Source organism: Streptomyces sp. NBC_01142, from assembly GCF_026341125.1.
GTDB lineage: Bacteria > Actinomycetota > Actinomycetes > Streptomycetales > Streptomycetaceae > Streptomyces.
In genome coordinates this window covers 49,608-63,947 of sequence record NZ_JAPEOR010000002.1, presented here as the reverse complement: position 1 = coordinate 63,947, position 14,340 = coordinate 49,608, and the positions used below count along the sequence as shown (strand labels likewise).

Genomic DNA, 14,340 nt, shown 5'->3' with positions numbered 1-14,340 from the left:
TACCCCCAGTCGATGTCAGAGAAGTTCGCGGTCGCGGGTCTCGGGCAGGCCGAACAGGGCCAGCGCCGCGAGGCCGTAGCCGGCGGCGCCGAGCACGAGCGCGCCGCCCACTCCCCAGCTGTCGGACAGGAAACCGACCAGGGTGGGCAGGAACGCGCCCACGGCCCGGCCGCTGTTGTAAGTGAAGCCCTGGCCGGTGCCGCGTACGGCCGTCGGGTACAGCTCGCTGAGGAACGACCCGAATCCGCTGAAGATCGCGGACATGAAGAAGCCCAGCGGGAAGCCGAGGACCAGCAGCAGACCGTTCGCCCCGGAGGGGATGTTGGTGTAGGCCAGGATGCCGGCGGCGGACAGGAAGGCGAAGAGCGCGATGTTCTTCTTCCGGCCGATCCGGTCGGTGAGATATCCCCCGGTGAGATAGCCGATGAAGGCACCGGAGATGAGGAAGGCGAGATAGCCGCCCGTGCCGACGACCGTGAGGCCGCGCTCGGTCTTGAGGTAGGTGGGGACCCAGGTGGCGAGCGTGTAGTAGCCGCCCTGGACGCCGGTGGAGAGCAGCGTCGCGAAGAGCGTGGTGCGCAGCAGGTCCTTCTTGAAGATCGTGGAGAAGGATCCCCGCGCGGTGCTGGCGCGGCGTCGCTCGGCCGCCTCGGGGGCGTCGCTGACATTGCGCCGTACGTAGATCACCAGCAGGGCGGGCAGGGCGCCCGTCCAGAACATCACACGCCAGGCGGTGTCGGCGTCGAGGTAGTGGAAGACCAGTGTGTAGACGATGACGGCGAGTGCCCAGCCGGCCGCCCAGGCACTCTGGACGGCGCCGAGTGTGCGGCCGCGGTGCTTGGCGGTGGCGTACTCGGCGACCAGGATCGCGCCGACCGCCCACTCGCCGCCGAAGCCGAGGCCCTGCAGGGCGCGGAAGACCAGCAGCGTCTCGTAGTTGGGGGCGAAGCCGCACAGCACGGTGAACACCGCATAGGTGATCACCGTGATCATCAGGGCCTTCACCCGGCCTATCCGGTCGGCGAGGATTCCGGCGAGCGCGCCGCCCACCGCGGAGACGACCAGGGTGACGGTAGTGAGAAGCCCTGTTTGTCCGTTGTCGAGGCCGAAGTGCGCGGAGATCGCCACCATGCTCAGCGGCAGCGTGAAGTAGTCGTAGGAGTCGAGGGCGTACCCGCCGAACGCGCCCCCGAAGGCGCGGCGCCCACGCGGGCCGAGAGCCCGCAGCCAGGTGAACGCGCCGGTGTCCTCGGGGAGTTCGTCGTGCTTCTTCTCTACCTGGGTCGTGCTCATCTGCACCTCGCAGAGGGGGGAGGAGGGTGCTGCAGAGACTGTGCGAAGAGTGTGCGGTTCCGCCAAGGTAGGGGATTGTTGAACGATCCGACAAGAGTCATGTGGGGTTGTTCTTCCTTCTACGATGGAGCCCGCACGTCGGCGGGACGGCCGGCGGGGGAGAGAGGGCGTTGTGGGGACGACGGAGTCCGAGAGTGGCGGACTGGCGGACGACCGCCCGCTGTTGGGCCGCACCAGCACGGCGGAACGGGTCGCGGACATCCTGCGCACCCGCATCGCGGAGGGCTACTTCCCGCCGGGGGAACGGCTCTCCGAGGACAGCATCGGCAAGGCGCTCGGCGTCTCGCGCAACACGCTGCGCGAGGCCTTCCGGCTGCTCACCCATGAGCGGCTGCTCGTCCATCAGCTCAACCGCGGGGTGTTCGTCCGGATGCTCGCGGTCCAGGACGTCGAGGACATCTACCGCACCAGACGGCTGGTCGAGTGCGCCGTCGTCCAGGGGCTCGGCGAGCCGCCCTACGTACTGGAGAAGCTCGAGGCTGCCGTCGCCGACGGCGAGCGGTCGGCGCGCGCGCTCGACTGGAAGGGCGTCTCCACCGCCAACATCCACTTCCACCGTGAACTGGTCGCTCTCGCCGGCAGCGCCCGCACCGACGAGCTGATGCGCAGCGTCCTGGCCGAGCTGCGGCTCGCCTTCCATGTGGTGGACGACCCGCGCCTGCTGCATCATCCCTATCTCGTACGAAACCGGGCAATTCTGGAGGCACTCAGGGCCGGAGAGCGGTCGGGCGCGGAGCGGCTGCTCGCCGCGTACCTCGACGACTCGCGCACCCAGCTGGTGGAGACGTACGCGCATCTGGTCGCGGACGAGGATGCGGACGGAGCGTAGCGGGACGGGTCGCATCTGCGCCGTTTCGACCGTTGTCAGTGCGAGGACCTAATCTGTGCAGCGTGACTTCGCCTGCCTCGACGGAATTCGTTCCGCCCCAGCTCAGCGCGGGGCCGCGGCCCGCACAGGGCCCGGCCGCCGACGAGGGGCTGGCGCGGCGGCTGCGCGCGCTCGCCTGCACCGCGCCGCTGCACGACCTGGACACCCGCAAGGCGAACCTCGCGGGGGAGTACTCGGTGTACGCGATGGCGGAGGTCGCCCTCTCGGCCATCGACCTCGTCACACTCAACATGGACTTCGACACCGGCGCCGACCATGACCAGATAGTGGCCAGGCTGCTCCCGCGGGTCGCGGCGCAGGCCCCGCGGCGCCCGGTCGCGGAGCACGAGCGGGTCGCCCGCTGGGTGCTGGAGAACCTGATCAACGTGGGCAGCGTGGACCGCGGATTCCGCGCGGTGTACGGCACGTTCGGCCCCGACGGCGTCTACACCCGCCGTGACTACGACTTCAAGCTCATCGAGGAAGTGCCGGGATACGGCGGCACCGTCTATCTCCGTACGACCGACGAAGCGGTCAACGTCCTGGTCGGCGCCCTCGACACGGATGTCACCAGCGCGCAGATCGCGGCCGAGGTGAAGCTGGAGGTCCTCATCAGCCGGGGCCGGCTCGCCGACGCCCAGCTCGCCGCCGAGCAGGCGCGCTACCGCACCGTGCAGTACGCCGAGACGCTGCGCCGGACGCTGGAGGCCACCCGGCGCAATGTGCGGGCCGTCGACTGGCTCAATGCCGTCCCCGACATGATCGCCGAGGCGCTCGACCATGTCGCCGACCGCTACCGCCACGAGAACGCGATCCTGACCAATATCCGCAAGGCGCGCGACGAGGCCGAGGACCCGGAGCACAAGCGGCGCGCCGCCGAGCTCGTCGACATCGTCAAGGACTGCATCCGCCGTCACACCCAGCTGCAGTCCCGGCTCCTCGAGGCCGGCCCGCTGTTCCGCGCCGAACAGGACCGCCAGGCCTTCGCCCGCCCCACCGCGCGGTCCGGACTCGATCTGTACGGCCAGCTCCTCGCCCCGCTCCTGCCGCTCCCCATGGAAGCGGCGATCCGTGTCACGGACGCTTTCTTCGCCCGCGGCACCGGGCTGCGCACTCCCTCGTCCGTACGGGTCGGCGACCTGGTCGACATGCTGCTGACCCCGCCGCTGGAGCGCGAGTACCTCGGCGCGGAGATGCCGGAGCCCGATCTGATCGCCACCCCCGACGACAGCCGGTTCAGCGAGGAGCAGCTGGCGAGCGCGATGGAGCTGCTCGACCTGGAGCACGACGCACCACGGCGGCTCTCGGGCCTGCTCGCCGAAGCGCGCCGCCGCGACCCCGAACTGCCGTATCTGGTGGCACTGCTGGCCGTCCACGCGGCGAGCCCACCGGTGGGCACCGCCTACCGCCAGGGCGAGGAGCGGCTGCTGTTCGCCGTCGACGACGGCACCGAACTCGACGACCCGGAGTTCGGCGGGGCGGACCTGATAGTGGGCACCGCCCTGCTGGACGCGGCGGGCATGGCCGCGGACCGTTCGGAGGCGGCGTGAGCACCAGGACCGGGGCTCCGCCCCGACCCCGCCCCGCGATCTCCCCCGGACGTGGTCCGGAGGGACCCCCACGAGGCTGGAGTGTCCAGTCCGTCCGGAGTTTGAGGACACTGCCCCTACGCCCCGTGGGCGTGGGGGGACCCTCAGCGGGCCTTCACGGGTCTGGGGGCGAAGCCCACAGCCACGGGAAGGGGCGGGTAGGGGAAAGCGCCGCAGGCCTCCCGTCCCGACCCGCAGCCCACCCCTTCACCTCAGAGCTTCCGCAGGAGCCCCAGTGACCGACCACCACGCCGAACAGCACGCGTGGCGTGAGACGGACGCCCCCGAGGCGTCGGTCCCGGCCGCCACCGGCGCCGCGATCACACCCGCCGACGCGGCCGACGCCGCGCGGCTCGTCTCCTTCGGGCTCCAGCCCAAACTGCTGCCCGCGCGCGACGCCGAATACACCGAACTGCTGCGCCGCTACCGCGAGGACGCAGCCTTCGCACGGCTGGCCGACGCCGTCGCGACCGGCCTCGGCCTCATCGTCCTCGAAGTCTCCCCGCGCGCCGGTATGGCCGTGGCCGCCGGAGAGGACTCGGTGTTCGCCGTCCGCATGGGCGACTACGCCCGGCGCGCCTCCCCGGACTCCGCGGACCGCTTCCTGCACGGCCTGGCGCATCTGGCCGTGGCGGCCATGGCGTTCCCCCGCCCCGAAGACCTCGCCGACGACGGCTACATCGGCCGCATCACCGTCAACGGCGTCGACGCCTTCGTACGCCAGGCCTGCCGGCGTCTCGAAGAGCGCGCCGAGGAGCAGGGCGAGAACACCGACCCCGCCACCGAAACCCCCGGCCTCGAAGCGGCCTGGCGGATCTACGCACGCCGCAGCGCCACCGGCGCCACCAAGGACGCGCGCAGGCTCGCCGGATCCACCACCGGCATCGTCGGCAAGGCCGTCGCCTTCCTCACCGACTCGGGCTTCCTGCAGCGGACCGGCGACGACGCCGGAGGCGCGTACCGCACCACCGCCCGCTACCAGCTGCAGGTCCGTGACATGGCGGGCAGCGCCGCCATGGCCGAGCTGCTGGAGCTCGGCGTCGTCCCGGTCAGCGACGGCACCGCCACCCTTGTGCCGCCGTCCGACGCGGACGACCTGGAGCTGGCCGCCGACGCCGGCCTGCCCTTCCACGCCTGAACCCCTGCCGCTTCACTTACGACGAGAGTCCGCCGCCATGTACGAGCTGTCCCGGGTACGCCTCTACTCCATCGGGCCCGCCGGTGCGCGCTACGCCGACACCGTGCTCGACCTGCGCGGAGTCGGCGAGCCCGTGCCGCACCCCGCCCCCACCCAGGCGGAGTTCTTCGAGGAGGAGCCGGTCGGCCCGCCGCGCCGCCCCGCCCCCGCGGGCGTGCTCTTCCTGGAGAACGGCGGCGGCAAGTCCGTGCTGCTGAAGCTGATCTTCTCGGTGATGCTGCCGGGGCACCGCAACACTCTCGGCGGCGCAAGCTCCGGCGTACTGCGCAAGTTCCTGCTCGCCGACGACTGCGGACATGTCGCCCTGGAATGGCAGCACACCCTCACCGGCGAGCTGGTGGTGGTCGGCAAGGTCAGCGAGTGGCGGGGCCGCCAGGTCTCCAACGACCCGCGGAAGTTCGCGGAAGCCTGGTACTCCTTCCGGCCTGGCCCCGGACTCAGCCTCGACTCGCTTCCGGTCGCCGAGGCCACGGCCGTCCGCCCGCCCGTCGAGGGCGTTTCGGGCGCAAAAGGCCGCCGTCGCACGATGAAGGGCTTCCGGGACGCCATCACCGAGGCGGGCAAGGCGTATCCGCACCTCGACGTGTACTGGGAGGAGATCCACGACCGCTGGAACGAGCACCTCGGCGACGTCGGCCTCGACCCCGAACTGTTCCGCTACCAGCGGGAGATGAACGCCGACGAGGGCGAGGCGGCCGGGCTCTTCGCGGTCAAGAAGGACTCCGACTTCACCGACCTGCTGCTGCGCGCCGTCACCGACACCCGCGACACCGACGGCCTCGCCGACCTCGTCAGCAGCTTCGGGAACAAGCTCGGCCGCCGGGCCGAGCTGACCGCGGAACGGGACTTCACGGCGGGATCCGCCGATCTGCTCGGCCGGATCGTGGAAGCGGCCGAGACCCGCACGCGGGCCCGCGAGATCCACGCGGGCGCCGAGCGCCGGACCCGTACGCTCGCGAGCCGGCTCTCCGCCCGCGCCGCGGCGGAGCGGGGCCGCAGCGCCGACCTCGCCCAGCAGGTCACCTCGGCCGCCCATACCGTGACCGAGGCCGAGCAGGCCCGCAGCCGCAGCTCGCTGATTGCCGCGGAACTGGCCTACCGTCATGCGTCGTTGGCGCTGACCGTGGCGGAGAAGGGAGCCGCGGCGCAGCGCCGTGAGCTGACCGACGCCCGCACCCTGCACTCCGCGTGGCAGGCCGCCGAGGCCGTACTGCGCCACCGTGCCGCCGCCGACCGCTCGGCGCGCGTCGCCGTCGCGATCCGTGAGGCCGAGCGGGACGCGGCCCCGGCGCTCGCTGCCCGCGCCACGGCCGCCGCCGACCTCGTGCGCGCGCTGCACTCCGCGGCGGAGGACGGCGAGCGCCTGGCCAACGAGGAGGAGGAGCGTTCCGCGGCGCTCCAGGAGGTGGGCGAGGCCGCCCACCGCGACGCGACGGTCGCCGCCACCGAAGCCCAGCGCGCCCGCAGCGAGATCGGTCATCTGCGCCAGCGGCTGAGCGAGGTCGAGCAGGAGACGGCGGAGGCGGTACGGGCCGGGTGGCTGGACGACACCGCACCCGACGCCGACCCGGCACGGGCGGCACTCGCGGCGAGCGACGCGGAGAAGACGGCGGTCGCGGCCTGGGACACGGCCCGTGAGGCGGGGCGCGCGACGGCGGACCGGGCCAAGGATGCGGCCGCGGCGGAGGCACGCGCGGAGCTGGCCGCGGCCCGCGCCGCGGACGCCGCGCTGGCCGCGGAGAACGCCTACGAGGCGGAGCGCCGCGCGGCGGAGTCGATCGCCGAGGACGAACGCCTGGGGGAGCTGCTGAGCCTGCCCTCGTCGGCTCCGGCTCTCCCGTCGCCCCGCCGTGGAGCCGCCGGGCCCACGGCCGATGACGGTACGGGCGACGGTCCGACGGCCGGGAGCGACGCGTCCGGCCCCCCGGCGGCGCGCTCGGCCGGCGACGGCCCGTCACCCCAGGGGCACGCCGACGGCGGTTCCACGGCGGGCCATGCGGCCGATGCCGGTTCCGTGACGGGCCACGGTGCGGGCGCCGCTGCGCAGGCCGGGGACGGGCACCGTACCCCCGCCGCTGCCGGAATGCCGCCGGCCACGGGCAACGGGCTCGCCGTTCCGGGGCAGAACGGCCGCGCCGACGCCGCAGCGGGGGGCGAGGCGGCCGGCTCCGAGGCCCACCACAGGTCCGGGGACCTGTCGCGAGCCGTCCCCGCGGCGCACCGGACCGCCACCGCCCTGACCGGCCTGCCCCTCCGCGCGGCCGAAGGTCCCCTCACCGCCGAGGAGTTGGACCGGTACGCCGACGAGCTGCGCGAACTGCTCGACCAGTCCGTCGCGTCCGCCGAGCGACAGCTGTTCGACCTGCGTACCGCTGCCGCCGACGACGCCCGCATCCTCGGCGCGCTCGGCGACGGCGGGCTGCTTCCCCCGGGGCCCGACGTCCTGGCCACCGTCGAATACCTCGGCGAGCACGGCATCCCCGCGCTCCCCGGCTGGCGTTACCTCGCCCAGGCAGTCGACCCGGCCGACCACGCCGCCGTACTGGCCGCGCGGCCCGAGCTCGTCGACGGTGTCGTGATCACCGACCCCGACTCGCACGCCCGCGCCCGTGAAGTCCTCGCCGGTGCCGCGCTGCTGCCCCGGTCCGCCGTGGCCGTCGGCACCGCCGCCGCGCTGCTCGCGCCGGTGCCCGGCCCGGGCACCGGCGATGAGGGCGACAGCGGCGTGTTCCTCGTACCGCCGAACCCGGCCATGCACGACGAGCACGCCGCCGACGAGGAGCGGCAGACGCTCCGGGCCCGGGCCACCGCCCGGGACGAGGAGATCCGTGCGCTCGCGGCCCGGCTCGCCGGGGACCGTTCGATCGCCGCCCGGCTCGGCTCGTGGCGCGCCGACTGCCCGCCCGGCATGCTCGCCGAGCTCGCCCAGGGCGCACACACGGCACGTGCAGCCGCCGAGGAGGCGCAGGCGACGCTCACCGAGGCCCGTACGGTACGCGCCGAGGCGGACGAGGCCGCCGCGGACGCCGCCCGCGCGCGTGACGAACGCCAGGACGTCGCCCAGCGCGCCCGCCGGGCCGCCGACGCCCTCGCAGGTCTCGCCTTCCGCCTCCGCGAACGCGCGGGCTGGCAGCTCAAACTGCGTGAACTCGCCGACGAGGCCGCCGAGTCCGAGGCGCGTGCCACGACCTGCCTGGAGCGGGCGAAGGCCGCCGACGAGGACCGCCGGGCCGCCCAGCGCGCGGGCGACGACGCCCGCCGTACCTCCCGCGCGCTCCGCGCCGAGCGGGCCGAGATCGCCGGGGCCCCCGAGAACCTGCCGGAGGCTGACGCCGACGCCCCGCGCACCGCGCTGCCCGCACTGCGCGAGGCCTACCGGGCCGCGTCCCAGCTGTACGAGAAGGTGGGCGTCGGCGCCGACCTGCGCGCCGAACAGGCCCGTGCCGAGAGCGACGAGAGCGCCGCCGTCGCCGAGCTCGACCGGCTCACCAACAAGGTCCGTATCCGCGCCGCCCAGCTTCTCGAGGGCACGGACGGCGCCGACGGGCCCTCCCGCCAGGCGGCCGCAGCCCGTGCCGAGTCCCTCGTCCAGATGCTGGAGTCGCGTGCCACGGAGGCCAGCGAGAAGCTGGGCCGGCTGCGCGGCGAGGCCGAGCGGCTGGCTCCGGCCGACGGCGAGGCCCACACCGAACTCCCCGAGGAGCTCGTTCCCGCGAACGCCGAGCAGGCCCAGGCCCTGCTGCGTACCGCCACGTCGGAACTGGCCTCCCGCACCGATGCGTTGGAGACCGCCCGCGCCGCCCACACCCGGCTGCTCCAGGCCCACCGGGCCGCCGAGGACGCGGCGGGCGGCTTCGACGAGACGGCCGCCCTCCTGCGCGACCTGCTCAGGGACCATCAGGAGGAGGAGACGGCCGAAGCCCCCGAGCCGTACCCCGGCAGCCTGGAGGAGGCACGGCACTCCGCCGCCGAGGCCCGCCGCTCGCTGCGTGGCTGCGCGACCGAGCTGTCCGCCGCCGAGGCTGCTGTACGGGAAGCGAGCGACGTGCTCGTACGGCACGCCAACTCCACTCGCTACGAGCAGGTGCGCACCCCCGCCCGCCAGCAGATCCGCGAACTGCCCGCCGCCGCGCTGCCCGAGCACGCCGCGAAATGGGCCCAGGCCTTCGCACCCCGGCTGCGCGTACTGACCGACGAACTGGAGCAGTTGGAGCGCAACCGCGACACCATCGTCGACCGGCTGCGCGGTCTCGTGGAGTCCGCGCTGGCCACGCTCCGCTCGGCGCAGCGGCTCTCCCGCCTGCCCGAGGGGCTGGGGGAGTGGTCCGGCCAGGAGTTCCTGCGGATCCGCTTCGACGAGCCGGACCAGGCGACGCTCGCCGAGCGGCTCGGCGAAGTCATCGACGAGGCGACCCGCGCCGCCGTGAAGAAGAACGCGGCCGCGGTCTACGGAGAGGGCCGCCGGGACGGGATGTCCCTGCTGCTGCGCGGAGTCCAGGCGGCGCTGCAGCCGAAGGGCATCGCGGTGGAGATCCTCAAGCCGGACGCCGTGCTGCGCGCCGAACGGGTTCCGGTCGGTCAGATGGGCGATGTCTTCTCCGGCGGCCAGCTGCTGACCGCTGCCATCGCCCTGTACTGCACGATGGCCGCCCTGCGCAGCAACGACCGTGGCCGGGACAGGCACCGGCACGCCGGCACGCTCTTCCTCGACAACCCGATCGGCCGGGCCAACGCGACCTATCTGCTGGAGCTCCAGCGCGCGGTCTCCGACGCCCTGGGCGTCCAGCTGCTCTATACGACAGGGCTCTTCGACACCACGGCCCTCGCGGAATTCCCGCTGGTCATCCGGCTGCGCAATGACGCCGACCTGCGCGCGGGCCTGAAGTACATCAGCGTGGAGGAGCATCTGCGTCCAGGGCTGCCGCAGCCGGATCCGGCCGGTGAGACGGTGCACGGCGAGATCACGGCGACGAGGATGTTCAAGCGCACCCCGGCCCCGGCGGTGCCCGCTCAGCTTCCGGAGCAGGCCACCCCGGCCACGGAGGTGCCCGCTCAGAATCGAGAGCCCTCCCCGGATCGGGAACAGTCTCGGGGGCAGTAGGCCGGTCCGACGGCTTCCGGCGGCCTGCTGGGTCCATCCATGTCCCAGCGGGCCCATGTCGCCCACGGGGCAAGGGCGTTCAGGCCTCCGAAAGCCTGCCCGTGCCGCGTCGCCGTATCCGTGAGGCCTCACGCGCGGCCGTGCGGGCCGTCCGCCGCGCCCCGCGGCGCTCGCGCCGCAGCTGCCGCGCCGTGCTGCTGGGCACGGAGACGACGCCATTGCGCTGGTTCCACACCTGGCGGGTCACCCATACGTCCAGCACCGCCCAGGTCGCGACCACTGTGCTGCCCACGCTGCTGAGCATCATCGGGAAAGCCAGCCAGGACCCCGCGAGAGTACAGAGAAAGGCCACCATCGCCTGGATCATCGTCAACGACGCGATGATCACCGCACGCACCGCGGCCGTACGGACCGGGTCGGCCAGGCGCCGTCTCACCGCCGGCTCCTCGACCCAGAGCCGTCGCGGGACATCCGCATCACTCGCCGCTCCGGCCGGCGACGCGACGGTCGCCCTCGCGGTCGCAGCCCGCGTCCGTACCGACTCCGGCACTGCTGTGCGACGTTCCTCCGTGCCCATGGACCGTGTCACTCCCCACCTCTGTCCGACTTCAGGGTGGCTGCCCGGATTCCGCTGCTCTACTCCGGCCGTCGGCGAATCGACTGCGGACCGATGCCGAACCGAATGCGATGTGCGCGGTGCCTGCGGGCCCCCGAACCGCCCCGTAAAGAAAGACGATTGACCTGGCAGGATGATTCCCAGGGAGGGAAGAATTCCAGCCATCTATGGTGGTCCGAAAAATGACGTGCCGCCAGGTGTCCTCCACCACAGTGGGGAATGCCATCTCCCCGAATACCAGGACAACCCATGATCAAGGCATCCGTCGTCGGCCGAAAAACGTCCGGACCTGTCTTCGAGTTGCCTGTGTGACAGTAGTAGGCTCGCGCCGTTTGTTGACGGAACACCACCCGCACCCGGCGGGGGTTGAGCAGGGGGAGGCCATGCGCTTTCGCGGGAAGTCCATCCGCCGGAAGATCGTGGCGTTGCTACTGGTGCCGCTCGTCTCCCTCACCGCCCTATGGGGATTCGCCACCGTACTGACCGGTCGGGAAGCCAATCAGCTTCTGGATGTCAGCTCCGTGGTGGAGCAGGTCGGTTATCCCATCGAGGACACCGTCCACGACATTCAGGAAGAACGCCGGCAGACACTCGTCTACCTCGCGGACCGCCGCGCTTCCGACGCCCTGCCCGCGCTGCGCCGCCAGCGCGCGGCCACCGACAAGGCCGTCGCCCGGATCAGGGAGAACGTGGAGAAGTCCGGAGTCCGCGACGACATGCGGCCCGAGACCTCGCAGCAGCTGACCTCCCTCCTCGAAGCCCTCGAAGGCCTGGGCGCCCTGCGCCGCGCCGTGGAGGCGAGCTCCGTCTCCCGCAGCCAGGCGCTGAAGTTCTACAACCGCCTCGTCGACCCCTGCTACAGCTTCATGCTCTCGCTCCACGTCCTCGAGGACGTGGAGATGGAGCGGCAGGGCCGCGCCCTCGTCGGTCTCCTCCGCGCCCGCGAAATGCTCTCCCGCGAGGACGCGCTGATCGCCTCCTCCCTCACCACGCGCAAGATCACGTCCGTGGAGATCCGCGCGCTCACCGACCACGTCGCCCATCGCACTCTGTACTACGAGGTCAACCTCGAGAACCTGCCCGCCAAGGACCGCGAGATCTTCCAGCAGTACTGGCGGAGCCCGAAGACCTCGCCCCTGCGCGACGTCGAAGAACGCCTCATCGCCGCCGGACCGGCCGACAAGCTGGGCGCGTCCGAGGTGGAGCGGTGGCAGGAGGCGGCCGCGCCCGTCCTCGACGACCTCGCCCGCGAGAGCGACGAGGCGGGCGACCGGTACCAGGACCGCGTGGAGCCCGCCGCGTACGGCGTCCTGGTCGAGGCGGGTGTGGCAGGCGTACTGGGCTTCCTCGCCCTCCTCGTGTCGGTGATCGTCTCCGTACGCATCGGCCGTGACCTCGTCCGCTCCCTGTCCCGGCTGCGCAAGGAGGCCCACGAGGTCTCCGGCGTACGTCTCCCGAGCGTGATGCGCCGCCTCGCCGCCGGCGAGCATGTGGACGTCGAGACCGAGGCGCCGCGCCTGGAGTACGAGAACGACGAGATCGGCCAGGCCGGCCAGGCGCTCAACACCCTTCAGCGGGCCGCGGTCGAGGCCGCCGTACGGCAGGCCGACATGCGGCGCGGTGTCTCCGAGGTCTTCGTCAACCTCGCCCGCCGCAACCAGGTTCTGCTGCACCGCCAGCTCACGCTCCTCGACACCATGGAGCGCCGCACCGAGGACACCGAGGAACTCGCGGATCTGTTCCGCCTCGACCACCTGACCACCCGTATGCGGCGGCACGCCGAGGGCCTGGTGATCCTCTCCGGAGCCGCCCCGTCCCGTCAGTGGCGCAAGCCGATCCAGCTGATGGACGTCGTACGGGCCGCGGTGGCCGAGGTCGAGGACTACGAGCGCATCGAGGTGCGCCGGCTGCCGCGCATCGGCGTCGGCGGCCCGGCGGTCGCCGACCTCACCCACCTCATCGCCGAACTCCTCGAGAACGCCACCGTGTTCTCGCCCCCGCACACCGCCGTCCAGGTGCACGGCGAGCGGGTCGCCAACGGCTTCACGCTCGAAATCCACGACCGTGGCCTCGGGATGGCGCCCGAAGCGCTGCTCGACGCCAATCTGCGGCTGGCGGAGACCCCCGAGTTCGAACTCTCCGACACCGACCGGCTCGGCCTGTTCGTCGTCAGCCGGCTCGCCCAGCGCCAGAACGTCCGGGTGTCGCTGCAGCCCTCTCCGTACGGAGGGACCACCGCGATCGTCTTCATCCCGGCGGCCCTGCTGACCGAGGCACCCGAGACCCAGGGCACCGGCTTCCGCCTCGACCGCAAGAGCGAGAGCGCGGCCGGACGCCGCGCCGGCGACGGCAAGCTGGCCACGCTCTCCAAGGTCCCCAGCCAGCTCAACGGCGCCGCGCTGCTCGACGGGCCGGTCGAACTGGAACCGCCCGTCGGCGCATTGGGATTCGACGACCGGCCGGTACTGGGCGGAGTCGACCCTCTCGCCGACATCGAGGACACCGAGAGCGAGCGCGGCGGGATCTTCCGTGCCCGGGGCGCCCGCAACAGGCGTCGTGAGTCCTCGGACGAGCAGCACCAGCAGGCGCTGGACCAGGCACCCGAGCAGCTCTCAGGACCGGTGCCGCTGCCGCGCCGCAAGCCGCCGACCCTGGTGACCGACCACGGCCGCAGGGTGGACGAGCGGGGCCGTACCCACCCGGCCCCGGCCCCTGGACCAGGGCGCGCCGACGAGCCCGGCCGGGCGTCCGCTCGGGATCTGCGCCCCGCGGCGTGGCCCGCACCGGCATCCGCGCCGAGGCCCGGGCAGGCACCCGCACCCGGGCAGGGTCCGGAAGCCGCGCGGGAACCGGAGCCCGCTGCCGAGGCACCGCCCCTGCTCGACGGCCTGCCCCGCCGGGTCCGCCAGGCGAGCCTGGCCCCTCAGCTCAGGGAGGGAGCCGGCGGCGCGGAGGCCGGGCAGTCGACCGCCCCCGCGGACGAGCAGCACATCGAGCGGGACGCGGACGAAGTACGCAACCGTATGGCTTCCATGCAACGAGGCTGGCAGCGCGGCCGCCGGCAGAACGCCGAAGAAGCCGAAGTGGCCGTAGACATCGACCAGGCCAACGGCCCCGGCCGGACCGCACGACGAACGACATCGGAGGGGGACGGTCGATGACCGCACCGCACGCCGCAGCACCCAACGCCGCAGGCACCCAGTTCACCGCCAACGGCTCCGGAGAGCTCAACTGGCTCCTTGACGAGCTGGTCGACCGCGACGCCAGCATCCGCAAGGCACTGGTGCTCTCGAGCGACGGCCTCGCCACCGGCACGTCCCGGGATCTCACCCGCGAGGACAGCGAGCATCTGGCGGCCGTCGCCGCCGGATTCCACAGCCTCGCCAAGGGCGTCGGCCGGCACTTCGAGGCGGGCCGCGTACGTCAGACCGTCGTCGAGCTGGACGAGGCCTTTCTCTTCGTCACGGCGGCGGGCGACGGCAGCTGTCTGGCCGTACTCGCCGACGCCGACTCCGACGTCGGCCTGGTGGCGTACGAGATGACGCTCATGGTCAAGCGGGTCGGAGCCCACCTCGCCACCGCGCCACGGACCGGTCTGTCAGCCGGAGGGTGAGT

At 72.7% G+C, this 14,340-nt stretch carries 8 protein-coding genes; 6 read left to right on the top strand and 2 right to left on the bottom strand.

Going from position 1 to position 14,340, the window contains the following annotated elements; translation table 11 throughout:
• Positions 1-15 precede the first annotated feature (15 nt).
• Positions 16-1,293, bottom strand: a complete 1,278-nt coding sequence (locus tag OG883_RS17595; protein ID WP_266541877.1) for an MFS transporter — start codon at positions 1,291-1,293, stop codon at positions 16-18.
• A gap of 172 nt (positions 1,294-1,465) precedes the next feature.
• Here OG883_RS17595 and OG883_RS17590 point away from each other — a divergent pair, with 172 nt between their 5' ends.
• From OG883_RS17590 to OG883_RS17575, 4 genes are all read left to right on the top strand, one after another.
• Positions 1,466-2,182: a GntR family transcriptional regulator gene (locus tag OG883_RS17590; protein WP_266541874.1), complete on the top strand. Its 717-nt coding sequence runs from the start codon at positions 1,466-1,468 to the stop codon at positions 2,180-2,182.
• Positions 2,183-2,244: 62 nt separating this feature from the next.
• Positions 2,245-3,771, top strand: coding sequence for a hypothetical protein (locus OG883_RS17585; protein WP_266541871.1), 1,527 nt, complete (start codon positions 2,245-2,247; stop codon positions 3,769-3,771).
• A 274-nt stretch (positions 3,772-4,045) separates the two neighbouring features.
• Positions 4,046-4,948, top strand: coding sequence for a hypothetical protein (locus OG883_RS17580; protein ID WP_266541869.1), 903 nt, complete (start codon positions 4,046-4,048; stop codon positions 4,946-4,948).
• A 37-nt stretch (positions 4,949-4,985) separates the two neighbouring features.
• Entirely contained in the window at positions 4,986-10,109 is a 5,124-nt protein-coding gene (locus OG883_RS17575) for a hypothetical protein (protein ID WP_266541866.1), read from the top strand.
• Positions 10,110-10,188: 79 nt separating this feature from the next.
• Here the strand turns inward: OG883_RS17575 and OG883_RS17570 are convergent, their stop codons facing one another.
• Positions 10,189-10,686, bottom strand: coding sequence for a hypothetical protein (locus OG883_RS17570; RefSeq protein ID WP_266541863.1), 498 nt, complete (start codon positions 10,684-10,686; stop codon positions 10,189-10,191).
• A gap of 422 nt (positions 10,687-11,108) precedes the next feature.
• On the opposite strand from OG883_RS17570, the gene OG883_RS17565 reads away from it, so the two are divergent.
• Both OG883_RS17565 and OG883_RS17560 read left to right on the top strand, forming a co-directional pair.
• Positions 11,109-13,886 (top strand): nitrate- and nitrite sensing domain-containing protein, encoded by a 2,778-nt coding sequence (locus OG883_RS17565; protein ID WP_266541860.1) that lies wholly within the window; start codon positions 11,109-11,111, stop codon positions 13,884-13,886.
• The gene (locus OG883_RS17560) at positions 13,883-14,338 is read left to right on the top strand and encodes a roadblock/LC7 domain-containing protein (RefSeq protein WP_266541857.1); all 456 of its coding nucleotides are present in this window, start codon (positions 13,883-13,885) and stop codon (positions 14,336-14,338) included. The genes OG883_RS17565 and OG883_RS17560 overlap by 4 nt, the downstream gene beginning before the upstream one ends.
• Positions 14,339-14,340: the final 2 nt, after the last annotated feature.

Bases quoted from the DNA above. Each gene is read 5' to 3' on its own strand.
- OG883_RS17595 (WP_266541877.1), bottom strand. From the start codon at position 1,293: ATGAGCACGACCCAGGTAGAGAAGAAGCACGACGAACTCCCCGAGGAC.
- OG883_RS17570 (WP_266541863.1), bottom strand. From the start codon at position 10,686: ATGGGCACGGAGGAACGTCGCACAGCAGTGCCGGAGTCGGTACGGACG.
- OG883_RS17575 (WP_266541866.1), top strand. From the start codon at position 4,986: ATGTACGAGCTGTCCCGGGTACGCCTCTACTCCATCGGGCCCGCCGGT.
- OG883_RS17560 (WP_266541857.1), top strand. From the start codon at position 13,883: ATGACCGCACCGCACGCCGCAGCACCCAACGCCGCAGGCACCCAGTTC.
- OG883_RS17565 (WP_266541860.1), top strand. From the start codon at position 11,109: ATGCGCTTTCGCGGGAAGTCCATCCGCCGGAAGATCGTGGCGTTGCTA.